Source organism: Vibrio gazogenes, from assembly GCF_023920225.1.
GTDB lineage: Bacteria > Pseudomonadota > Gammaproteobacteria > Enterobacterales > Vibrionaceae > Vibrio > Vibrio gazogenes.
Window position 1 is genome coordinate 2,581,029 of sequence record NZ_CP092587.1, and the last position, 23,581, is coordinate 2,604,609.

Annotated in this window: 23 protein-coding genes; 4 read left to right on the forward strand and 19 right to left on the reverse strand. The window is 45.1% G+C overall.

The features are described 5' to 3' along the window. Nucleotides 1-5: 5 nt before the first annotated feature. The 5 genes from uppS to rpsB all read right to left on the reverse strand — a co-directional run bounded on the left by uppS (nt 6) and on the right by rpsB (nt 4,045). Nucleotides 6-761 (reverse strand): polyprenyl diphosphate synthase, encoded by a 756-nt coding sequence (gene uppS, locus MKS89_RS11520; protein WP_072956271.1) that lies wholly within the window; start codon nt 759-761, stop codon nt 6-8. A 91-nt stretch (nt 762-852) separates the two neighbouring features. Further along, entirely contained in the window at nt 853-1,410 is a 558-nt protein-coding gene (gene frr, locus MKS89_RS11525) for a ribosome recycling factor (RefSeq protein WP_072956269.1), read from the reverse strand. Between the two features lie 34 nt (nt 1,411-1,444). After that, on the reverse strand, nt 1,445-2,182 hold the full coding sequence (pyrH, locus tag MKS89_RS11530; protein WP_072956266.1) for a UMP kinase: 738 nt from the start codon (nt 2,180-2,182) through the stop codon (nt 1,445-1,447). A 161-nt stretch (nt 2,183-2,343) separates the two neighbouring features. Beyond that, nucleotides 2,344-3,186, reverse strand: a complete 843-nt coding sequence (tsf, locus tag MKS89_RS11535; protein ID WP_072956264.1) for a translation elongation factor Ts — start codon at nt 3,184-3,186, stop codon at nt 2,344-2,346. 130 nt (nt 3,187-3,316) lie between these two features. Continuing rightward, nucleotides 3,317-4,045 carry a 30S ribosomal protein S2 gene (gene rpsB, locus MKS89_RS11540; protein WP_106406926.1) on the reverse strand — a complete coding sequence of 243 codons (729 nt, stop codon included), beginning with the start codon at nt 4,043-4,045 and terminating at the stop codon, nt 3,317-3,319. 360 nt (nt 4,046-4,405) lie between these two features. Here rpsB and map point away from each other — a divergent pair, with 360 nt between their 5' ends. The 3 genes from map to MKS89_RS11555 all read left to right on the forward strand — a co-directional run bounded on the left by map (nt 4,406) and on the right by MKS89_RS11555 (nt 8,619). Beyond that, on the forward strand, nt 4,406-5,248 hold the full coding sequence (map, locus tag MKS89_RS11545; RefSeq protein ID WP_072956259.1) for a type I methionyl aminopeptidase: 843 nt from the start codon (nt 4,406-4,408) through the stop codon (nt 5,246-5,248). Between the two features lie 222 nt (nt 5,249-5,470). Then, a complete protein-coding gene (gene glnD, locus MKS89_RS11550) occupies nt 5,471-8,095 on the forward strand; it encodes a bifunctional uridylyltransferase/uridylyl-removing protein GlnD (RefSeq protein WP_072956256.1) in 2,625 nt (874 codons plus the stop codon). Between the two features lie 140 nt (nt 8,096-8,235). Continuing rightward, the gene (locus MKS89_RS11555; RefSeq protein WP_072956253.1) at nt 8,236-8,619 is read left to right on the forward strand and encodes a DUF3461 family protein; all 384 of its coding nucleotides are present in this window, start codon (nt 8,236-8,238) and stop codon (nt 8,617-8,619) included. A gap of 47 nt (nt 8,620-8,666) precedes the next feature. Here the strand turns inward: MKS89_RS11555 and pgpA are convergent, their stop codons facing one another. The 14 genes from pgpA to MKS89_RS11625 form a co-directional block, all read right to left on the reverse strand. After that, on the reverse strand, nt 8,667-9,173 hold the full coding sequence (gene pgpA / locus MKS89_RS11560; RefSeq protein WP_370737053.1) for a phosphatidylglycerophosphatase A: 507 nt from the start codon (nt 9,171-9,173) through the stop codon (nt 8,667-8,669). Continuing rightward, nucleotides 9,174-10,151 (reverse strand): thiamine-phosphate kinase, encoded by a 978-nt coding sequence (gene thiL / locus MKS89_RS11565; RefSeq protein WP_072956248.1) that lies wholly within the window; start codon nt 10,149-10,151, stop codon nt 9,174-9,176. Between the two features lie 100 nt (nt 10,152-10,251). Beyond that, on the reverse strand, nt 10,252-10,719 hold the full coding sequence (gene nusB, locus MKS89_RS11570) for a transcription antitermination factor NusB (protein ID WP_072956245.1): 468 nt from the start codon (nt 10,717-10,719) through the stop codon (nt 10,252-10,254). After that, nucleotides 10,719-11,189 carry a 6,7-dimethyl-8-ribityllumazine synthase gene (gene ribH / locus MKS89_RS11575; RefSeq protein ID WP_072956243.1) on the reverse strand — a complete coding sequence of 157 codons (471 nt, stop codon included), beginning with the start codon at nt 11,187-11,189 and terminating at the stop codon, nt 10,719-10,721. Before ribH ends, nusB begins: the two co-directional genes overlap by 1 nt. 139 nt (nt 11,190-11,328) lie before the next feature. Continuing rightward, on the reverse strand, nt 11,329-12,438 hold the full coding sequence (ribBA, locus tag MKS89_RS11580; protein ID WP_072956241.1) for a bifunctional 3,4-dihydroxy-2-butanone-4-phosphate synthase/GTP cyclohydrolase II: 1,110 nt from the start codon (nt 12,436-12,438) through the stop codon (nt 11,329-11,331). Between the two features lie 81 nt (nt 12,439-12,519). Then, nucleotides 12,520-13,179: a riboflavin synthase gene (locus MKS89_RS11585; protein ID WP_072956238.1), complete on the reverse strand. Its 660-nt coding sequence runs from the start codon at nt 13,177-13,179 to the stop codon at nt 12,520-12,522. Between the two features lie 10 nt (nt 13,180-13,189). Further along, nucleotides 13,190-14,311, reverse strand: a complete 1,122-nt coding sequence (ribD, locus tag MKS89_RS11590) for a bifunctional diaminohydroxyphosphoribosylaminopyrimidine deaminase/5-amino-6-(5-phosphoribosylamino)uracil reductase RibD (RefSeq protein WP_072956237.1) — start codon at nt 14,309-14,311, stop codon at nt 13,190-13,192. Between the two features lie 12 nt (nt 14,312-14,323). Further along, nucleotides 14,324-14,773, reverse strand: a complete 450-nt coding sequence (nrdR, locus tag MKS89_RS11595) for a transcriptional regulator NrdR (RefSeq protein ID WP_072956235.1) — start codon at nt 14,771-14,773, stop codon at nt 14,324-14,326. A 111-nt stretch (nt 14,774-14,884) separates the two neighbouring features. Further along, complete coding sequence (locus tag MKS89_RS11600; protein WP_072956232.1) at nt 14,885-16,135, reverse strand: glutamate-5-semialdehyde dehydrogenase; 1,251 nt, start codon at nt 16,133-16,135, stop codon at nt 14,885-14,887. 14 nt (nt 16,136-16,149) lie between these two features. Then, nucleotides 16,150-17,286 (reverse strand): glutamate 5-kinase, encoded by a 1,137-nt coding sequence (gene proB / locus MKS89_RS11605; RefSeq protein WP_242656016.1) that lies wholly within the window; start codon nt 17,284-17,286, stop codon nt 16,150-16,152. A 121-nt stretch (nt 17,287-17,407) separates the two neighbouring features. Beyond that, entirely contained in the window at nt 17,408-17,800 is a 393-nt protein-coding gene (gene crl / locus MKS89_RS11610; RefSeq protein ID WP_072956226.1) for a sigma factor-binding protein Crl, read from the reverse strand. Between the two features lie 83 nt (nt 17,801-17,883). Then, a complete protein-coding gene (gene frsA, locus MKS89_RS11615; RefSeq protein ID WP_072956223.1) occupies nt 17,884-19,128 on the reverse strand; it encodes an esterase FrsA in 1,245 nt (414 codons plus the stop codon). Nucleotides 19,129-19,226: 98 nt separating this feature from the next. Next, nucleotides 19,227-19,691 carry a xanthine phosphoribosyltransferase gene (gene gpt, locus MKS89_RS11620; protein WP_072956220.1) on the reverse strand — a complete coding sequence of 155 codons (465 nt, stop codon included), beginning with the start codon at nt 19,689-19,691 and terminating at the stop codon, nt 19,227-19,229. A gap of 38 nt (nt 19,692-19,729) precedes the next feature. Continuing rightward, the gene (locus MKS89_RS11625) at nt 19,730-21,019 is read right to left on the reverse strand and encodes an NCS2 family permease (protein ID WP_072956217.1); all 1,290 of its coding nucleotides are present in this window, start codon (nt 21,017-21,019) and stop codon (nt 19,730-19,732) included. A gap of 888 nt (nt 21,020-21,907) precedes the next feature. Here MKS89_RS11625 and MKS89_RS11630 point away from each other — a divergent pair. Next, on the forward strand, nt 21,908-23,389 hold the full coding sequence (locus MKS89_RS11630) for an aminoacyl-histidine dipeptidase (protein ID WP_072956214.1): 1,482 nt from the start codon (nt 21,908-21,910) through the stop codon (nt 23,387-23,389). The last annotated feature ends 192 nt before the right edge of the window (nt 23,390-23,581 follow it).

Genomic DNA, 23,581 nt, shown 5'->3' on the forward strand with positions numbered 1-23,581 from the left:
AACCTTTATCTTTTATCCATCATTGCTTTAATTTGTTCACCGGTGCACCCGAAACGTCGTTCACGATTCACAAACCAAGTCATTGCTTCAATTAAGCTTTCTTCATTAAAATCAGGCCAAAAAGTCGGCGTAAAATACAACTCAGCGTAAGCAAGTTGCCACAACATAAAATTACTGATCCGGCATTCACCACTCGTTCTAATCAACAAATCAACATTTGGCAAATCAGACATCGTCATATGTTGAGCCAGGATATTTTCGGTAATGTCAGATGGCGTCAAAACGCCTGTCGCAACTTTTTCAGCGACTTGCCGCGCGGCTTGAGTTATATCCCATTGACCACCATAGTTGGCTGCGATATTCACAACCATTCCAGTATTCTGAGCCGTCAACATTTCTGTCTGAGCAATTTTATCCTGTAAGCGAGAATTAAAGCGAGAGGTATCACCAATGACCCGTAATCGGAGATTATTTTTGTGAAGTTTCTTTGCTTCTGTAGACAACGCTGTAATAAATAACTCCATCAACACCCCGACTTCATCTTCAGGTCGTCGCCAATTTTCGCTACTAAAAGCAAATAAAGTGACCGCCTGAATGCCAAGTTGGGCTGCTGTCGTTATCGTTTTCCTTACCGCTTTGACACCATTTTTATGTCCAAAAACCCTCGGTTTTCCCCGAGCTTTAGCCCATCGTCCATTACCATCCATAATAATAGCAATATGTTGGGGAAGTGCTTCAGACGAGAGTTGTGATTTTTGCATAAGAAACGAATTGATTTTCAATAAAATATGTCAAACAAAAAGGCGCTGTACTGGTTTTGCGCAGCGCCTCAATTATATATGGAAAGACCAATTAAACTTCCATCAACTCTTTTTCTTTCGCAGCAAGAACATCATCGATATTCTTCACCGCAACATCAGTCAATTTTTGGATGTCATCTTGGGCTTTACGTTCTTCATCTTCTGAAATTTCTTTATCTTTCAATAGATTTTTCAGCTCAGTGTTAGCATCACGACGAATATTACGTACCGCAACCCTACCACCTTCTGCTTCTCCGCGAACAATTTTAACCAAATCACGACGACGTTCTTCCGTCAACGCTGGCAGAGGAACGCGAATGACAGTACCGGCAGACATTGGGTTTAATCCCAGATCAGACATCATAATGGCTTTTTCTACCTTTGGTGCCAATTCTTTGTCAAAAACTGTAATCGCAAGTGTTCTTGAATCTTCGGCAATGACGTTCGCAACCTGATTCAATGGTGTCGATGCGCCATAGTATTCTACGGAAATGCCAGAAAGCAAACTGGGATGGGCTCGCCCTGTACGAACTTTAGATAGGTTATTTTTGAGCGCGTCTACACTCTTATCCATTCTCTCTTGAGCGTCTTTTTTGATTTCATTAATCACATTATCACCTTAATTCTTACTCAACCTATAAAGATTACAATGAAGCCTTGTTGTTTATGAGTGTCCCTTCAGCTTCACCCATCACAATACGACGCAGAGCTCCGGGTTTATTCATATTAAAGACTCGGATTGGCATTTGATGATCTCTGGCAAGCGTGAAGGCTGCCAAATCCATGACCCGTAGTTCCTTTTCAAGGACATCGTTATAAGTCAGCCTATCATACAGTTCTGCATCAGGGTTTGCTACCGGATCCGCACTATAAACACCATCAACTTTTGTGGCTTTGAGCACAACATCAGCTTCAATTTCAATACCACGTAAACATGCAGCAGAATCGGTTGTAAAGAAAGGGTTACCGGTTCCTGCTGAAAAGATCACCACGCGTCCCTGACGAAGCTGACTGATCGCATTGGCCCAATTATAATTATCACACACACCATTCAGTGGAATAGCAGACATGACTCGGGCATTGACATAAGCGCGATGCAGTGCGTCACGCATCGCCAGCCCGTTCATGACGGTTGCCAGCATCCCCATATGATCACCAACAACACGATTCATCCCTGCTTTGGCAAGTCCTTCGCCACGAAATAGGTTGCCACCACCAATCACAACACCGACCTGAACGCCTAACTCAACCAGTTCTTTCACTTCCTGAGCCATCCGATCAAGCACGGTCGGGTCAATACCAAAGCCTTGCTCACCTTGCAGAGCTTCACCACTGAGTTTTAACAAAATACGTTGATATGCAGGTTTCGGATTCGTTGTCATGGTGTTTTACCTTCTCAAGAAAGTTATTCATCGATTAATGGTCATGAATAGATGCTTGCAGACAATTATAAACACATATTCATCACAATTAATGATGGTTTCATTCGTGAAAAGACCGTAGCAATAGCCACGGTCCTTTTAATCGCTTCACGAATCAGAAATTAACCTTTCTGAGCCAGTGCAACTTCTTCAGCAAAACTTAGGCTTTCTTTCTTTTCAATACCTTCACCGACTTCAAGACGGACAAACGCAGAAACAGAAGCACCTTTTTCTTTCAAAATTTCGCCGACGGATTTCTTCGGTTCCATGACGAAAGCCTGACCGGTCAGAGAGATTTCGCCTGTGAATTTCTTCATCCGGCCTGTAACCATCTTCTCTGCGATTTCTTTTGGCTTACCTTCATTCATTGCGATTTCGACTTGAACGTCACGTTCTTTCGCAACAACATCAGCAGGTACATCGTCCGGTGTCACATACTCAGGGCTAGATGCAGCAACGTGCATTGCGATGTGCTTGAGTGTTTCAGCGTCACCTTCACCAGCAACAACAACACCAATTTTTTCACCGTGGCGATAAGACGCGATCGCTGAACCTTCAATATACTCAACACGACGGATAGTGACGTTTTCACCAATTTTTGCAACCAGTGCAACACGCGTGTCTTCAAATTTAGCCTGTAGCTCTTCTACAGATGCTTTAGAAGCGAGGGCTTCAGCAGCCACTTCATGGGCAAATGCGCTAAAGTTTTCATCTTTCGCAACAAAGTCAGTTTGGCAGTTCACTTCAAGAAGAGCGGCAGAGCCTTCACCTTCTTTGATAATAATAGTACCTTCAGCTGCCAGATTACCTGCTTTTTTAGCAGCTTTAGCAGCACCACTTTTACGCATGTTTTCGATTGCAAGTTCAATGTCGCCGTCTGTTTCAACAAGCGCTTTCTTACATTCCATCATACCTGCGCCAGTACGCTCGCGCAGTTCTTTTACTAGAGCAGCAGTAACAGCCATTCTCTATTCCTCGATTGATTCTGGATATGGTAAAAATTAGGGGCCAGTTTGCGGCCCCCAATGTTAACTATAACCTAGTCGATATGTCACGGATGTTGCACATCAGACTAAGTGTGACTCAGAGCCGCAATTATTCAGCTTCTACGAAACCATCTTTTTCAGCAACAGCAACAACGTCTTTGTTACGGCCTTCGCTGATAGATGAAGCAGCAGCATTCAGATAAAGTTGAACTGCACGGATTGCATCATCATTACCTGGGACAATATAGTCAACACCATCTGGATTAGAGTTCGTATCAACGACTGCGAATACAGGGATACCCAGATTGTTCGCTTCTTTAACTGCGATGTGCTCGTGATCAGCATCGATGATGAACAGAGCGTCTGGTAAACCACCCATATCTTTGATACCACCAAGAGATTTCTCGAGCTTCTCCATTTCGCGAGTACGCATCAGAGCTTCTTTCTTGGTGAGCTTGTCGAAAGTACCGTCTGTTGATTGCGCTTCAAGCTCTTTCAGACGCTTGATTGACTGACGAACGGTTTTCCAGTTCGTTAACATACCACCTAACCAGCGATTGTTAACATAGTATTGGTTGCTTGCTAATGCAGCTTCTTTTACAGATTCAGATGCAGCGCGTTTTGTCCCTACAAACAGAACTTTTCCTTTTTTCTCACCGATTTTTGCCAGCTCAGCCAGCGCTTCGTTGAACATTGGAACAGTTTTTTCTAGGTTAATGATATGAACACGGTTACGAGCACCAAAAATGAAAGGCTTCATTTTTGGGTTCCAGTAACGAGTCTGGTGACCAAAGTGAACACCAGCTTTCAGCATATCGCGCATTGATACAGTTGCCATATTTTCATCCTCTATGGGGTTAGGCCTCCACATCCCCCATGCATCCGACCTTTGAACAATTTCAACAAAGGCACCCCGGAACACGTGTCGGAATGTGTGTGATTTAAAGAAGTAAATGGAAGGAATGCAATCTGACTCATACCTCTGTGCGAGATAGGAATCGACTCTGTCATTCCGGCGCGCTTTATATCATATTTTACGGCTGACTGGCTAGAAAAAAATATCATCTCCCACAGGTGCACCGCTTGATATTCAGGTTTATCATGTTACATCGATGTTGTCAGCTTGCGCTCCTGCCAGCGCTTGTTAAAATAAGCTATCAGTACAATACAGTGCCCCCAAATAAAATAGAGATTACCGATGTCTGTAAATATAAAAACCGCAGAAGAAATAGAGAAGATGCGTGTTGCCGGCCAGCTTGCGGCAGATGTACTCGAAATGATTGAACCTCACGTCAAACCCGGTGTAACGACAGAAGAACTGGATCAAATCTGCCATCGGTACATCACAGAAACACAACAGGCCATTCCGGCGCCACTTAATTATCATGGCTTTACAAAATCCATTTGTACGTCCATTAATCATGTGGTCTGTCATGGTATTCCGGCGACTGAAGATAGTACATACGGTCAAATTCAGCGCCCGGCAGTGCTGAAGGATGGCGATATTATCAACCTCGATATCACCGTGATAAAAGACGGATACCACGGTGATACCTCCAGAATGTTTTTGGTTGGCGACGTCTCTCCGGCAGATAAGCGTTTGTGTATGGTGGCACAAGAAAGCCTTTATCTGGCAATGAAATTGGTGAAACCCGGCATCCAATTGGGTGAAATCGGTACCGCGATTGAAAAGTACATCAAAACGAACAATAAAAATAATCCACGAATGAAGTTTTCTATTGTGAAAGATTACTGTGGTCACGGTATCGGGGCAGGATTCCATGAGGAGCCACAGGTTGTCCACTATAAAAACGGTGATAGAACAGTCCTGAAACCGGGGATGACATTTACTATCGAGCCGATGATTAATGCGGGTAAGTTTAGCTGCCGCTTGGATGAAGAAGACGGTTGGACAGTCTATACCGCAGATTGCAAAAACTCAGCACAATGGGAACACACACTTCTCGTCACCGATACGGGTTGTGAGGTGCTCACCTTACGCAAAGACGAAACGATTTCCCGTCATTTACACAATATCTAAATCAGAAATCAGCCTGCATGTCATGTCGTAATACCCTCTGACATTGCAGGCACCTTTCTCCTGCTCAGAATTGATACGATTCACGACTCAAAAGACTATAAAGTTGCCTCATCATGACTGCTTTTTTCCAATTGGACGCAAAGGGAAAAGGTAGGCTTCTGAAGGTATCTTTGATAGATTCATATTTATAAACAAGATGTATACCGCACGGATGCTACTAATATGCATGTTCAATCCCCACTCACACTACAAGATGAACAACTGACACTCGCTTCGCTGAAAAATCAGCTGGAAATGTTTGCCGATGAGCAAAAACAACAGTTTCTGAATTCGCATTCAGTACTGGATCTGGTTTATGGCCGAGCAGAATACATGGATCAATTGCTACAACGTTTATGGCAGTCTTACAATTTTCATCAGATCGATGAACTCACGCTGATTGCTGTGGGAGGTTATGGCAGAAAAGAACTTCATCCGTTGTCAGATATTGATATTTTAATTCTTTCCAAACAAAAACTTTCGCCCCACGTTCAGGCACAGATCAGCAAATTCATTACACTTCTCTGGGATTTAAAACTCGAAGTCGGTCATGCCGTCAGAACCATTGCAGAGTGCAGTCTGATTGGCCGTGAAGATTTAACCGTCGCCACAAATCTACAGGAAGCCAGAATGCTCACTGGTTGCGAAGAGATATTTCATCAACTCAAACTCATCATTCTGTCAGAGTCATTCTGGCCGACAGAGACGTTCTACCGAGCCAAAGTTGAGGAACAGAAAGCACGCCACGCACGCTATCACGATACGACTTATAATTTGGAACCCGATATCAAATCAACGCCCGGTGGATTGAGAGATATTCACACGCTCAGTTGGATAGCCAGACGACATTTCGGAGCAACTTCATTATTCGAAATGAGCAGCCACGGTTTCCTCACTGATGCTGAATATCGGGAGCTGGCCGAATGTCAGGAGTTTTTATGGCGGGTACGTTTTGCGCTGCACCTAGAGCTCAAACGTTATGATAATCGCCTAACGTTTGCCCATCAGGCTCAAGTTGCCGAACATCTGGGGTTTCAGGGAGAAGGCAACCATGCTGTTGAGATGATGATGAAAGAGTTTTACCGCACGCTTAGACGAGTGGCTGAACTCAATAAAATGTTACTTAAACTCTTTGATCAGGCGATTCTGGATGAAGAAGATGCCTTCCTACCGACTATCATCAATGACCATTTCCAAAAACGAGGCAATCTGATCGAACTTCGGACCGAAGGACTTTTCCAACAATCTCCGGAAACGATTCTGGATATGTTTATCCACATTGCGAACGATTCTCAGATTGAAGGCGTTGCCCCGGCGACCATGAGACAGCTTAGAACAGCCCGACGCCGACTCAGCTACTTTTTACACACGCTGCCTTCAGCCCGAGAAAAATTCATGGAATTAGTCCGGCACCCGAATGCTCTGACCAAAGCTTTCAGCTTGATGCATCGTCATAGCGTCTTATCCGCGTATCTGCCGCAATGGAGTCATATTGTCGGACAAATGCAGTTCGACCTCTTCCATGTTTATACTGTCGATGAACACAGTATTCGTTTGCTCAAACATATTCGGATTTTCAGTGATCCCAAAAATCATGAACATCACCCGATCTGCTGTGAAGTTTACCCTCGCCTGCAAAAGAAAGAGCTACTGATTATCGCGGCAATTTTCCATGATATCGGTAAAGGACGTGGCGGTGACCATTCAGAAATTGGCGCGGTCGAAGCCTATGATTTCTGTATTGAACATGGTTTATCAAAACCCGAGGCAAAATTGGTATCATGGCTGGTGCAAAATCACTTACTGATGTCGGTGACGGCACAGCGACGCGATATCTATGATCCAGAAGTAATTATCGAGTTTGCGAAAACAGTGCGTGATGAAGAATATCTTGAATTTCTCGTCTGTCTGACCGTTGCGGACATCTGTGCAACAAACCCAGAATTGTGGAATAGTTGGAAAAGGACCTTACTGGCGGAACTGTTTTATTCGACCCAACGGGCACTCCGCAGAGGTCTGGAGAACCCGGTAGATGTCAGAGAGCGAATCCGACACAACCAGCAACTCTCTTCGGCTTTATTAAGAAAAGAAGGCTTTAGTCTGCAAGAAATTGATTCGTTATGGCAACGTTTCAAAGCAGACTATTTCTTACGCCATACGCATAAACAAATCGCCTGGCACTGTACGCATATGTTACGCCACCAGATGCCAGATGAACCGCTGATCTTAATCAGTAAGAAAGCCACCCGTGGTGGCACTGAAATTTTTGTTTATACCAAAGATCAACATGCACTGTTTGCCACAGTTGTTGCTGAGCTTGACCGCAAAGGCCTAAATGTTCATGACGCTCAGATCATGACCAGTAAAGATGGTTACGCACTGGATACATTTATGGTGCTGGACCAAAATGGAGATACCATTGATGCGGAGCGCCATCAAACACTGACATCTCATCTCCACCGAGCGATCGGACAGGGAACGCCAGCCCTGCATAAAACCCGTCGGACACCCAGTAATTTAAAACACTTCACGGTCAAAACGCAGGTTGATTTTCTGCCGACTAAAAGTAAAAAACGCACACTCGTTGAATTTGTAGCACTGGATATGCCTGGGTTACTTGCGACGGTCGGTGCAACGTTTTCTGAGCTGGGATTTGATATTCACGGTGCCAAAATCACGACCATTGGTGAAAGAGCTGAAGACTTATTTATCATTACCAGTGCCACACACGGCAAGCTAAGCATTGAAGAACAGGAAAATCTGAGACAGGTTTTAATCGGAAATGTGGATGCACTCATGCCCCACTAAGTGGGGCTATCGCACCACAAACTGGGTATCAATAGAGCGATCTATACCACAACTTTCAATGCAAAATAGAAACATACGCTATCTCAACCGAGAAGAGGCTGATACATTGATATTATCACTAGCCATCGGAGAGATAGCCTATGTTCCCACACCTCAGTAATCTGGGAATCAATGATCCCACCCAAATAGAACGCTACACCGTCCGTCAGGAAGCCCTGAAAGATGTGCTGAAGATTTATTTTCGTAAACAAAAAGGAGAGCTGTTTGCGAAAAGTGTGAAGTTCAAATACCCGAGACAAGTGAAAAATGTACTGGTCGATGGGGGGAGCCATCAATACAAAGAAGTCACGGAAATCAGTCGTAATCTCACATTAGTCATTGATGAACTCAACCACATCACAACGCCAGAGCAACTCTCCGAACAAGATCTGAAAGAGAAAATACTCAGTGATCTGCGCCATCTGGAAAAGGTCGTCACCAGTAAGATCCACGAAATTGAAAATGATTTAATGAAATTAAAATGATGGGTGAGGTTCCCGGCTGGGAACCTTACTTTCACGACGACCGTGTTTCAGCCAAACCACCCGATACCAAAACCGATCCCCGCAAGCACAATCCCGGCCATTACACCGGCGAGTACGTCATCAATCATGATGCCGAATCCCCCGGCAACATGCTGATCCAGCCAGCGAATCGGCCATGGTTTAACCATATCGAAAAAGCGAAATAATACAAAACCAAGAGCGATCCACGACCACTCGCCACTCCCCTGAACCATATAGGGAACAACTAACATTGTGATCCAAAAACCAACAAATTCATCCCAGACGATCGAACCATGATCATGAACACGCATATCATCTGACGTCCGCTGACAAATTTTTATACCAATCAGCGCGGCAAAGAGAGTGATGGCTACATAGATCCCAAATGGCAGTTGAGACAACAATAGATAGAATGGAATTGCGGCCAGCGTCCCCATTGTGCCGGGAATCACCGGGGATAAACCACTGCCAAATCCTGTCGCCAGTAAATGCCAAATATTACCAAGGTGCAGCCGTTCTGTGGGTTTCATCAATTACTTCTCCTGCTGAAAATGATCATAACCGGCTAACTCCCACGACAAGGGATCACCTGCATGATGTAGTTCCCACTGTCCTTGAGACCGAATCTGTCCAATGCAAGTCAACGGTGTATCACAGTGAGAAAGCGCACTGACCAGTGAGCCTTGATTCTCCTTCGGAACGGTAAAGCAGAGTTCGTACTCTTCGCCACTTGTTAATGCATATTGCTGTGCTTTAACCATATCACCGCCCACGTACTGTAACAGCGCTTCAGAAACAGGAAGGCGACTCACGTCAATACTGGCTCCCACCTCTGACCCCGTCAGAATATGTCGGATGTCACTAATCAAGCCATCAGATATATCGATCGCGGCTGAAGCCTGTTTTAACAATGATTGTCCGGCAAGAATTCTGGGGGTTGCAAAGTAATGACGCTTTTCTAGCTCCCGACCCACATCATCAAGTATTTGCTCCGCAGATAAAATCAGTTCTAACCCAGCTTTACTATCTCCCAGCGTTCCAGTCACATAAATCCAGTCTCCGACCTTTGCGCCATTGCGAGTTAGCGCATGCGCTTCTGGCACGAAGCCATGTACTGTCAGCGTGATACTCAGCGGCCCTCTGGTGGTATCACCACCGATCAATTGAATATTGTAGTAACTTGCTAACTCAAAAAAGGCATCACAAAACCGACTCAACCACACTGAATCCATTTCAGGTAGCGTCAAAGCCAGCGTACACCATGCTGGTGTAGCCCCCATCGCGGCCAAATCACTTAAATTAGACACTAGGGCTTTATGTGCGATCCAAGCCGGGTCAACGTCAGGAAGAAAATGAGTCCCGGAGACCATCGTATCTGTACTGATCGCAAGCCGGACTTGCTCGGGTACTTTTACAATCGCGCAATCATCGCCAATACCAAGCTGAACATCTTTACGCTGTGTTTGTCGTTGCTTAAAGAAACGATCAATTAAACGAAATTCACCAGTCATAAATTTTTCCCGAATATGGAGAGATGTATATCATGCACATAAAAAAGGTCAGCTCTCGCTGACCTTCTTATTTTAATCGCTTTCTATGTCTTACGAACACTTATTTCTTACGAACATGAGGTGCTGCTTTATCCAGCACACCATTGACAAATTTATGGCTATCTTCTGCTGCAAAAGATTTTGCTAATTCAATGGCTTCGTTTATTACGACTTTATAAGGCACATCTCCGCGACGCGTCATCTCATACATCGCCAAACGGAGCAAAGCAAGTTCCATCATATCCAGATCTTGCATCGGACGAGAAGCATAAGGACGAATTTTGCTGTCCAGCTCAGTGTGGTTCTGCACGACACCGGTGAGCAAATCTCGAAAATACTCAACATCAGTTTCAGGCGCGCGAAGTGCCGGCTCCGTTGAGCGATGCTCTTCATCATCATATTTATCACTAGAGAGAAACTGAGCCTCAATTGTTGAGACATTCTCACGGGTAATTTGCCAAGAATAAATAGCCTGTAAAGCAAACTGGCGTGCATTACGACGTGCGGCTGGTTTCACATGAGCCCCCATTAGGAATCAATTGCAGAAAGAACATTAATCATTTCAAGTGCGCTCAGTGCAGCCTCTGCACCTTTATTACCAGCCTTGGTTCCTGCGCGTTCAATCGCTTGATCGATGGTATCAACAGTCAAGACACCAAAAGCGACAGGTAAGCTATACTCAAGAGAAACCTGAGCTAAGCCTTTATTACACTCATTACAAACATAGTCAAAGTGCGGCGTTCCGCCTCGGATCACTGTCCCAAGAGAGACGATCGCATCAAACTGACCGGTTTTTGCAACTCGCTGCGCGACAAGCGGCAGTTCAACGGCACCCGGACAACGAACAACCGTAATATTCTCATCACTTACCTGACCGTGACGTTTCAACGTGTCAATTGCACCGGAAAGTAAACTTTCATTAATAAAACTATTAAACCGTGAAATGACAATCGCAATTTTCGCGTGAGGTGCCGGGAAACCTCCCTCAATCACTTTCATAAACTTTCCTTAAAACTCTGTTGATCAGCGAGAATCGGCGGATTCTAGCATAGTTCCATGATTAATTTCTAATGGTATTTCTGAAGACGCAGGGAAACAGATTGCCTGTTTTCATCCGAGCCTCTCCCACTCAGATGACTTACTGACTGATATATTCCACAACATTCAGTCCAAACCCACCCAATGCATGATATTTTTTATTCGCGGATGAGAGCAACTTCATATCGGTGACGCCTAAGTCAGCAAGGATTTGCGAACCAACACCGACACGACGGGATGTCCCTTGTTTTTTTGCCATTGCAGGTGCTTCACCTTTATCCTGCAACTCAAACATCTTGACCCGATGAATAATCAGTTCCGAAGACTCTTCATTGCCGAGCAGAACTAACACTCCGCCTTCAACACTAATACGTTTCATCGCATCTTCAATACTCCAGCTCCGATCGGTATTCCGATCACTATGAAGTACATCCGTGAACGTGTTAATCAGGTGAACCCGGACCAGAGGAACATCCTGACCCTCCTTCTCTTTGACTAATGCATAGTGAACCTGATTATCGATGACATCACGATAAGTGATTAAATCGAATTCACCATGAGCGGTTGGCAACTGACAAGTCGCAACACGCTCAATGGTGGTTTCCGTGTTATTTCGGTATTCAATGAGGTCAGCAATCGTCCCTAGCTTAATTTGGTGTTTCTCTGCAAAGACTTCCAGATCTGGACGTCTTGCCATACTACCGTCTTCTTTAAGAATCTCGACAATTACCGAAGCAGGCTCCAAACCCGCTAATCTTGCCAAATCACATCCGGCTTCCGTGTGTCCGGCGCGAATCAATACGCCACCATCTTGAGCAGCAAGCGGGAAAATATGACCGGGTTGAACAAGATCAGAAGCCTTTGCATCAGATGCAACCGCAGCCTGAACCGTCCGGGCACGATCTCCGGCTGAAATCCCTGTGGTAACGCCTTCAGCAGCTTCAATCGAAACCGTAAAATTGGTGGTAAACTGGGCGTTATTATCTTGAACCATCGGTGCCAGTCCCAAACGCTGACAACGCTCTTTAGTCATCGTCAGACAAATCAGCCCCCGCCCATGCGTTGCCATAAAATTAATCGCTTCTGGTGTAATATGCTCTGCGGCAATAATCATATCACCTTCATTTTCACGATCTTCATCGTCCATCAGGATAACTATTTTACCCTGACGAATATCTTCGATAATTTCTTGGGGGGTGCTAATTGCCATCGTTCTTATCCTCGGTACTGAATTTAGTCTATTGTGCTGTACGATGCTTCAATGCAACCGCAAGCAACAAATTGTTATCATTCAAGCAAAACCATTCTGCTGCAAAAATTCTAAGGTCATGGAAGTGCTCTGCTCACCCTTATCGGGGGCTCCGGCACTCAGTAAGCGCTCCAAATAACGAGCCATGACATCGACCTCAAGATTTACCTGTCGGCCGACCCGAAATGCGTGAATGGTGGTTTCTGACGATGTGTGGGGAATAATCGTCAGTTTAAAAGCGTTGTGGCGTAATGCATTGACGGTCAGACTGATCCCATCCACAGTGATAGACCCCTTTTCCGCCACGTAACGGCAAATGTCTTCCGGTAAAGCAATCCAAAATTCAATCGCTCGGCCAACCTGAGCGCGCTCAATAATCTCACCGACCCCATCAACATGTCCGGAAACAATGTGTCCGCCAAACCGAGTTGTCGGTAACATGGCTTTTTCCAGATTGACTCGATCGCCCACTTGAGCATGGGCAAAACTCGATTTATTGAGTGTTTCCAACGATAAATCAGCGGTATAACTTCTTTCCGTCAGCGCCACAACCGTCAGACACACGCCGTTGGTCGCAATGCTGTCGCCCAGTTTTACGTCTGACATATCCAGAGAACCGACTTCGACCTGAATGGAAACATCTTCACCTTTCGGGGTAATCGCGGTGAGCGTCCCGATAGATTCAACAATACCAGTAAACATGGTGTTACTCTTATATTTGTACGTTGGGGGAATGATACTGCGGTATCACAGTCATACGAATGTCGGGGCCAACCCGAACCACATCAGCGATATCGAGCTGAAATACATCTTGCATCGATTCAAAACCAAATTGACCAAACAACCCTCGTCCGTCACTGCCCATTAATTTGGGAGCCAGATAGAGAATAATTTCATCGACTAACTGCTGCGACAACAATGCCTGCGAGAGTGTCGCCCCGGCTTCAACCCAAAGATGATTGATTTGGTGCTTGTCAGCTAATTGGCATAGCAGAGCACGGAGGTCGAGTTTTCCTGTTGAGTCAAGAGCGACACAAATATCTGCGTCATCCTGCCCCACGGTCAATACCGCCCCGTCACCATCATACAGTTTCAGCCCGGCATGTAAGCGGTGATGCTGATCTAAAATGATGCGTACCGGTTGACGAAGTTCAGCCAATGGATACCTCTGACCAACCGATTCAGGGAGCGCTTGATGCCGAACCGTCAGGGCCGCATCATCTGCAATCACCGTTTGGCTGGTTGACAAAATTGCACTGGCTTTGGCCCGAAACTTTTGTACATCGGCCCGGGCTTCCACAGACGTGATCCATTGACTGACACCGTTTGCTAAAGCCGTCTGCCCGTCAAGGCTAGCTGCCATTTTCAACTGAACCCATGGCATTCCGGTTTTCATGCGTTTGAGGAAAGCAGGATTGAGTGCGTTTGCATCGGCTTCCAGTAATCCAGTCAGGACTTCAATGCCTGCTGCTTGCAGCATTGCAATCCCTCGGCCGGCCACTTGTGGATTTGGATCTTGCATCGCACAAATGACTTTAACCACACCCGCCTGAATCAAGCCTTCAGCACAAGGAGGCGTTCGACCATAATGAGAACAAGGTTCCAGCGTAACGTAAGCCGTTGCACCTTTCGCTTGCGCACCCGCTTGCCGTAGCGCGTGAACTTCCGCATGAGGCCCTCCAGCCTGCACATGATACCCTTCCCCGACAATCTGACCGGCTTTGGCGAGCACACAGCCTACATTAGGGTTGGGAGTCGTGGTGTAAACACCCCGCTTTGCTAATGCGATCGCTTTTGACATCATTTGATAATCAAACGCGCTAAAAACACTCATCAATACAGCCTTCTAGTCTTCCAATCTGGCAATTTCTTCACCAAATTCCCGAATATCTTCGAAACTCCGGTAAACCGAGGCGAAACGAATGTAAGCAACTTTATCAAGCTCTTTCAGCTGTTCCATCACTAAGTTACCAATCAAGTCACTCGGAACTTCTCGCTCACCCGTCGCTCGCAGCCGCGACTTAATCGTGCTAATGGATAGATCAATAGAATCAGCACTGACGGGCCGCTTTTCCAACGCCCTCAGCATCCCATTGATCATTTTATCCTCATCAAATGGTTCACGGTTACCATTTGACTTAATCACTCTGGGCATGACCAACTCTGCGGTTTCAAATGTGGTAAACCGCTCATGGCAAGCCAGACACTGTCGGCGACGACGTACTTGGTGTCCATCGGCAACCAAACGCGAATCGATGACTTTCGTATCATTTTCCGAACAAAAAGGACAATGCATAACACCTCCACTCCAATGAGAGTGAGTTTAACGGAATTGCTAACCGGAGGGAAAGAAAAAGGGGCAAAAATGCCCGCTTATCACACAATCCATTTGATTCATCTAAAAATATCAACTTCTGGACAAATAATCGGCTCGACCGACCCACTTATAGCTGGTGAGTTCTTCGAGTCCCATCGGTCCTCGGGCATGTAATTTCTGCGTAGAAACAGCGACTTCAGCACCTAAACCAAACTGTGCACCGTCAGTAAAACGCGTTGAAGCATTGACATACACCGCAGCAGAATCAACAGCATTAATAAATTGTTCAGCATGATCGAGTCGGTTGGTCAAAATCGCATCCGAGTGACTCGCATGATGCGCTCGCATATGTTGAATCGCTTGCTCGATATTCTCCACAACTTTCACACCCAGCGTATAACTGAGCCATTCGGTATCAAAGTCACCGTCCTGAGCCGCTCTCAGAGATGCTGCGCCCGTCAGACCAGCCAGTGCTGATGCATCGGCAACAAAAGTCACCTTATCACTCAAACGTTGCACCAATTGGGGTAAAAACTCAGCGGCAACCTGCTGATGAACTAATAATGTATCTAAGGCATTACAGGCAGATGGACGCTGCACTTTGGCATTTTCAATCACATCCAGAGAGCGATTTAGGTCAGCACTAGCGTCGATAAACATATGGCTGATACCAAATCCACCAATAATCACGGGGATTGTACTATTTTCCTGACACATTTTGTGTAGTCCGGCACCACCGCGTGGAATAATCATATCGACGTATTGATCCAGTTTCAGGAGCTCACTGACCAGAGCGCGGTCAGGATTTTCGATATATTGAACCGATGCGGCCGGTAACCCGGCTTTTTCCAATGACAATTGAATGACTTTGACCAGTGCCATATTTGAGTTGAACGTCTCTTTTCCGCCCCGCAATATACTCGCATTACCGGTTTTCAAACATAGCACGGCAATATCGATTGTTACATTGGGACGCGCTTCATAAATGACACCGACAACCCCCAACGGCACACGACGACGAGAAAGAGACATGCCATTTTCCAGAATACGACGATCCATTTCTTGACCCACCGGGTCCTGTAAACCAACCACATTCCGTACATCACTGGCAATGCCGGCTAAACGCTCAGTGTTGAGTAATAACCGATCCAACAAAGCCTCGCTTAATCCTGACTGACGCCCTTGCTCAATATCTTGTGCATTCGCTGCCAAAATTGCATCACGGTTTGCTTCCAGCTCATCGGCAATAATGGTTAAAGCCCGGTTTTTCTGTGCCGTTGTTGCTGTTGATAATTGGAAAGCAGCTTCTTTCGCAGCTTTTCCCATCGATATTAGATCCACGCTATGCTTCCTTTTTATTCCTGAATCACGACCATATCATCCCGATGTACAACTTCGGAACCATAATCATGCCCCAGCAGTTCATTAATTTCTTTACTATGTTTTCCCTGAATAATCTCTAGATCCTGACTGGAATAGGAAGAAATCCCTCGGGCGATCACCTGCCGTGACTGATTGAGAATAATGGCCACATCACCTCGGGAAAACACACCATAAATACCGATAATCCCTTTCGCCAGCAGGCTACTTCCCTGAAAAACAACTGCGTTCACGGCGCCATCATCAATCATAATTTCGCCAGATGCTGCCGGCCCGGCCAGAATCCAACGCTTGCGATTCTCCAACGCTTCTTCCAATGGTAAGAAACGCGTCCCTTGAGGATGTTCGCTCAATGAATCCGAAATCACATTTGGTGCCCGCCCTGAAGCAATAATCACTTCAATACCAGCCCGACGAGCAATATCTGCGGCTTGTAACTTAGTTGCCATGCCGCCAGTACCGAGTGTCGTACCGCTTCCCCCTGCAATTTTCCGCAGCGTATCATCAATTTTTTTGACTTCCCGAATCAACTCAGCATTTGGATCTTTACGCGGGTCTGCTGTAAAAAGTCCCGATTGATCGGTTAAAAGCAGAAGTTTATCTGCACCACATAATATACCGACTAACGCGGATAGGTTGTCATTATCACCCACTTTAATTTCAACGGTTGCGACAGCATCGTTTTCATTCACGATTGGAATAATGTCATGGGCGATTAACGAATTCACGGTATCTCGTGCATTTAAAAAACGTTCACGATCTTCTAAATCAGCACGAGTCAGTAACATCTGACCGATTTTGAGATCGTAAATCGAGAATAGAGATTCCCAGACCTGTATGAGCTGGCTTTGACCGACGGCTGCCAGCAATTGCTTACTTGCGATCGTATTCGGCAATGCCGGATAGTCAAGATGTTCCCTTCCGGCAGCGATTGCCCCCGAAGAGACTAAGACAACTGCATGCCCTTGCCGCTTCAGCTCAGCACACTGCCGGACAAGCTCTACCATTTGTGCCCGATCAAGCGCTAGCGTCCCGCCAGTCAGAACACTGGTTCCCAACTTGATAATAATTGTTTTTGATTGTCGTTCGTTTTCAGGTTGTTCTATCGCCATCATCAATCATACGATCTAAGTAGAAAAGGAGAGATTCTTTTTAGCAATCAAAAGGGCAATTCACAAGTAGAAAAAGGTGCAACCGCACCTTTTTTAACAGAATGAGAAAATAAGAGGAGAATTATTTATCGACTAACAGAGGATCGCAGGTGACTAGCGCATAGCCAAATTTATCATTGAGTAACGTTTCAAGCTTTTCGTGGAACGCTTTTTGAGTTCGATGAACTTCTGCTAATGCCTTAGGTTGAGGCTCTTCAAGGACCCAGTTTCCGACGTGATCATATCGCCCAATCGCATATTTTGCTTCAAACTGCTGTTCATCCGTGTGTGATAATGACATCCACCACCCCCAAAATTCCCTCACTTCCGGTGATTTTTTATCATCGACGCAAACAGCCAAACAATCAAATTGATAAGTGCCACTCTGATACTGTTCTTCTCTCAAATATGGACCTAACAATTTAAAGGCTGCATTCAGTCGGTGGTAGGTTGGTTCCTTGCTCAATCCTGGCATTTCAGCACTCCTTTTTTACAGAATTGCATGTCACTTTAAAACTCAACAAAGCGCATATCTTGTACATAAAATAGCACAAAAATTCACTGAATCAGTTCATCTTCTAGCCAGTTTATCGCCAAATCGAGGGCTTGCTCATATCCGTGAAATAATGTCTTTGACTTAATCTCTTTTGCCTGCCCGCCAACACTATAAGTTGCAACCAATCGATTATCTGAAGGCGGTGATACCGGATCGCCCTCTAATCCCAAAGCCAAGATAGGCGTTTTTGTTTTTCTACCGGAAAGAAACCCTTGCGCTTTCAGTGACCACGCTCGCAACTGCATGGATAGACTGTCAATATCGACCACATTTTTCCCTAATCGAGATGCCAGCACATCCAAATACATCTTCGGCATCCGTTTTAATTTTTCAGGAGAAGACAGAATATCATGCACGGGTGCTCCCAAAACGATACAGGCTTTGATTTTATTGGATTCAATAAATGACAGTCGGACCATCGCGTTGCCGCCAAAACGAAAACCGATCAATCCGACACGATGGTGATCAACCCAGGGCAAACGAGCCAGTTGATTCAGCACAGTTTGGTGGAGAACGGAGGTATCTTCGGTTAAAGGCCATTGCGAGTTGTATCCGATAGACGGCATGTCAATCGTCAACATCGCAATATCCCGATGTGCCAGATAATCTCGGAATAAGCGCCACATATCGGTTTGCAGACTATCAAGACCAGCCGTCACAATGACAACGGGCTGGGGACGCTCGGTATGTGATAAATGCAGATGAGCAATAATGTTCTTGTTCTTATACGGAAATTCTAATTGTTTCACAATGTATCCGGAACGTTTCGCGGCTTCCGTATAAGCGGTATTTGCCAATGCCTGAGCCTGAATAGCAAGCGTGTCATTTTTCAGATGAGGATATCCGGCGATACTAAAACATAAGGACGCAGCAAACATTCGCTCAGCTGAGGCTTCGCCCTCAAGCCGAGCGGATTCATGTTGATAACGGGTACCTAATTTATTCCATTCATAAGCCCAGTTTCCTTGCCGATATCCCATCACTGTATCCAGCCATTCATCAACAGTTCTCGAATGTGATGAAGATGCGATCCGCGCTAAAACTTCTTCCTGATCAATCGAATCAATGCCCTGCCATGCCCATTGCATTCGCCTTAATGTCCGATACCAAGCGCCCTCAATTTTCTGAGTCACAAACCCTTGACTACTTGACATGTACTGGGTCAATGCAGAGGTTTCCTTCGCCTGTTTATGGTTATCAAACAATCGCTCAGAAAGGTTGTCACTGTTCTTGTTACTCTTAAACATAAATTGGGACCACTTCGAAAAACGTTTAAATTCACCAAAAAAAAATGGCCCATAACAGGACCATTTTCTCAAATTAGTATCAATTCATACGAAAAGATCTATTTCAGCTTACGATTCACTGGCTCAACATAGGATAGTACAGTATCCCAAGGTTGTTCAATCCATGTATCCTGAGCCACATCGACGATGTATTCATCAACTAAATCTTTACCGGCCGGTTTGGCGCACACGGTCACGAGTTTAGCTTTTGGGTACAACTCGCGAATTTTACGTGCGGTATCACCACTATCGACCAAGTCATCAATAATCAAGTACCCTTCACCATCATGCTCAGGGGCTTTCAGCACGCTCATATCACGCTGATGGTCATGGTCATAGCTGGAAATACAGATCGTATCAACGTACCGAATACCCAATTCTCGGGCAAGAATTGCTGCTGGCACAAGTCCACCGCGACTCACCCCAATCAGACCTTTCCACTGTTCTGCAGGCATTTGGCGCTCAGCAAGTTGACGACAATACATCTGCATATTATCCCAGGTAATCAGGAATCTTTTGCTCATTGTTTTCTATCCAATTTTTTATCTAAAATCTAAATTCGTTAACCTGCGATATATTTTACAACAAAAATCGCAGCCATGAACCACACGCTGAGTGAAACATGACGGGCTTTACCACTTAAAAGTTTAATCACCGCATATGAGATAAACCCTAAAGAGATACCTTCTGCAATTGAAGATGTAAGAGGCATCATTAAACAAGTCACAACAACGGGGGCAGCCTCTGTGAGATCACGCCAGTCAATACCAACCAACCCTGATAGCATCAGAATAGAAACATAAAGGAGTGCACCAGCGGTTGCATAGGCGGGAATCATCCCTGCAAGAGGCGCAAAGAATAAAGCAAACAGGAAGAGAATTCCAACAACAACAGCAGTCAATCCTGTTCGTCCACCTGTCGCAACACCAGCAGCACTTTCAATAAAAGAGGTCGTATTCGATGTTCCGAACAATGCACCCGTAACTGTTGCTGAAGAATCAGCCAATAACGCCCGGTTCAGACGAGGAATTTTTCCATCTTCACCAATTAGATCTGCTTTTTGAGCGACACCGACTAATGTTCCGGCAGTATCAAACAGATCCACGAACAAGAATGCAAATACAACCGAGATCATCCCAACATCTAATAACGCTGAGAAATCGAGCTGTAAAAATGTCGGAGCAATACTTGGTGGCATCGAAACCACACCGGCCCAGTGAACATCACCAAGCATCAAGCCAATGGCACTGATCGCCAGAATAGAAATCATCACACCGCCTTTTACGTTGCGATAAACCAGAGCGATAGTGAGAAAGAAACCGAGAGCACCTAAAACACAGTGAAGCGAGGTAATATTGCCAAGAGAAACCAGTGTGGCTGGATTATCAACGATGATACCTGCATTTTTTAATGCAATAAAAGCAAGAAATAAACCGATACCCGATGAAATGCCGGTCCTTAAAGACATCGGAATTGAATTGATAATCCATTCTCGAATCTTGAATAAACTCAGTATGATGAACAATACGCCTGAAGCAAATACCGCAGCCAAAGCAACCTGCCACGTATACCCCATGCCAAGCACGACGGTATAGGTGAAAAAGGCATTCAGCCCCATCCCCGGCGCCAGCGCAATCGGATAATTCGCGATAAATCCCATGATGAAGCAACCAACAGCTGCCGCCAAACAGGTTGCAACAAAAACGGCGCCACGATCCATTCCCGTATCGGCTAAGATCGCTGGATTAACAAAAATGATATAAGCCATGGTCAGAAAAGTCGTGATTCCCGCAATGACTTCTGTTCGCATGGTTGTGCCATGTTCACTCAGTTTAAATAGCTTCTCGAGCATGATAGTTCCTGTATAGATTCAAGTAAACGGTTGCGTAAACGATTGGGAGGCGATTATAGAGAGTAAAGACGGCAAATTCTAGCGTAATTCATATAAAAACTGACCTAATAGTCAGTTTATGAAACCTTGCAAATATTCCGATTTACGTAACAAAAGTCATCAAAAATGCACTGGTCATCTTCATCACTGACAGCGTCAGGCCAGCCAATACCATGCGAAAGGATAAAAAAACGCCACTTCACATGAAGTGGCGTTGGAAAGGGATTAAAATCTTCCAAAAAATTAGGGGTGAACAAAAATGTCCGAGCTGCAAGTTTCCATCGTGTCCAATTCTACAACAGACCATCAGAGCAAATTGGTCTAGTCTGAGTCCTGAATCTCCCCCCCATCAACTTCGCAGGGGAATGCTTCATTCAGGCAACTCAATAAATGGGTTAAATAGAAGCATCGCAAACACTGTTGAATATACCATAAAGAAAATTTATTACAATAATAACGTAATCAAAACCAAATAAAGTGAATTGAGACACTTTTTATTGAGATTTGTGTAATTTAATTACCAAAAACAAACCAAACGATGAAAATTTATTCCTTAATCACAACAGTTATAGTCAATACAACTCATATCTGATTTTTTAAAAAAACATGTCTCATGCTATCCCCTGCATGATGAGGGTGATATTCTCTTGCTATCGACTGGTGCGCATGGTCTTCAGTACTCTCGATTTCTTAAGTACAGACGATTTCTCAAGTACAGACGAATTCTTAAATACAGATGAAACATGAAGCACCAACTCAGTTTAATTTGATCCACTTTTTATCAACCACATTGTTTTTCATCAACCATATTGTTTTTTCATCAACCATATTGTGGAACAGGAGTCTTCAGTGTCAGAATTCCAATCCGAAATTAGTCATCTCTCACCATCTCTCGTCTGGACGTTTTTCGATAAAATATGTTCTATCCCACACCCTTCATATCATGAAGAAAACTTAGCTCAATACATTATCGAGTGGGCCGAGGAACAGTCACTTGATGTCAGACGTGATCCGACGGGTAATATCTTTATTAAGAAACCAGCAACATCAGGCATGGAAAACCGCAAGGGTGTCGTGCTACAAGCACACTTGGATATGGTGCCACAAAAAAATGAGGAGACCGTACATAACTTCGCACAGGATCCAATTCGTCCTTATATTGATGGTGACTGGGTCACCGCTCAAGGCACCACTCTCGGCGCAGACAATGGGATCGGGATGGCAACTTGCCTTGCTGTTTTGGCTTCAGACAATATCCAACACGGTCCTTTAGAAGTACTGTTAACGATCAATGAAGAAGCTGGTATGACCGGTGCATTTGGTCTGGAGCCGGGTTATCTGGAAGGAGAAATCCTGCTGAATACCGACTCTGAACAGGAAGGTGAAGTTTACGTCGGATGTGCCGGAGGCATTAACGGCTTGCTCGCTTTTGATATTGAACGCAGTCAAGTTCCGGCAAATCATGTGGTTCGCAAACTCCAGCTTAAAGGTCTCAAAGGCGGCCATTCTGGTTGCGATATCCATCTCGGCCGAGGCAATGCTAATAAACTATTTGCTCGTTTTTTGGCACAACATGCCGAGCCTCTGGCGTTACGATTGATTGATTTTCAAGGCGGCTCACTGAGAAATGCCATTCCTCGTGAAGGCACTGTGACCTTATGCCTCCCTGAAGAAAATGTCTCCAAACTGACTGAAGCATTCCAACATTTCACCGCAACGATTCGTCAGGAGCTGGAACAAACAGAAGGCAATATCATCACCGAATGCCATGACGTTGAATTGGTTCCGGAGCAGCATCAGGTAATGGATTTACCGACTCAGCAACGTTTCATTGCAACACTCAATGCAAGCCCCAATGGGGTGATCCGTATGAGTGATGATTTTCCTGGTGTGGTCGAAACGTCACTAAATCTGGGGGTCGTCAAAACTGATGCTTCAACTATTTCTATCCTCAGCTTGGTCCGTTCTTTAATCGACTCCGGTCGTCAACAGGTAGAAAGCAGTTTGAGATCAATTGCCGAACTCGCAGATGCGACAGTCGATTTCTATGATGCTTATCCCGGTTGGAAGCCTGACACGAATTCCGCCATTATGGCTATCTTCAGAGAGCAGTACGAAAACATCTATGGTCATAAACCGAATATCATGGTAATTCACGCAGGCCTCGAATGTGGCTTATTTAAGCGCCCATACCCAAATATGGATATGGTGTCGTTCGGTCCGACGATTAAGTTCCCACATTCCCCTGATGAAAAAGTGCAGATCAGCACGGTTCAGCAATTCTGGGAACAAATGATCGTTATGCTGAAAAGCATCCCTGAAAAAGATTAAGTCCAATATGCCGTAGCGGAAAGAATCGTGTCCGCTACGGTGACCCTATTTTATATGGCGTAAATTCAATCAACCTATCCCATTGAAAACAAAAATTATTTGGTGGCAAGCTTCCATGTTTGGCATCTATCATGATTATTTATCGTCACGGATAATTTTTTTATTCGCTCAATACTGAAACTGCTGGTAGTG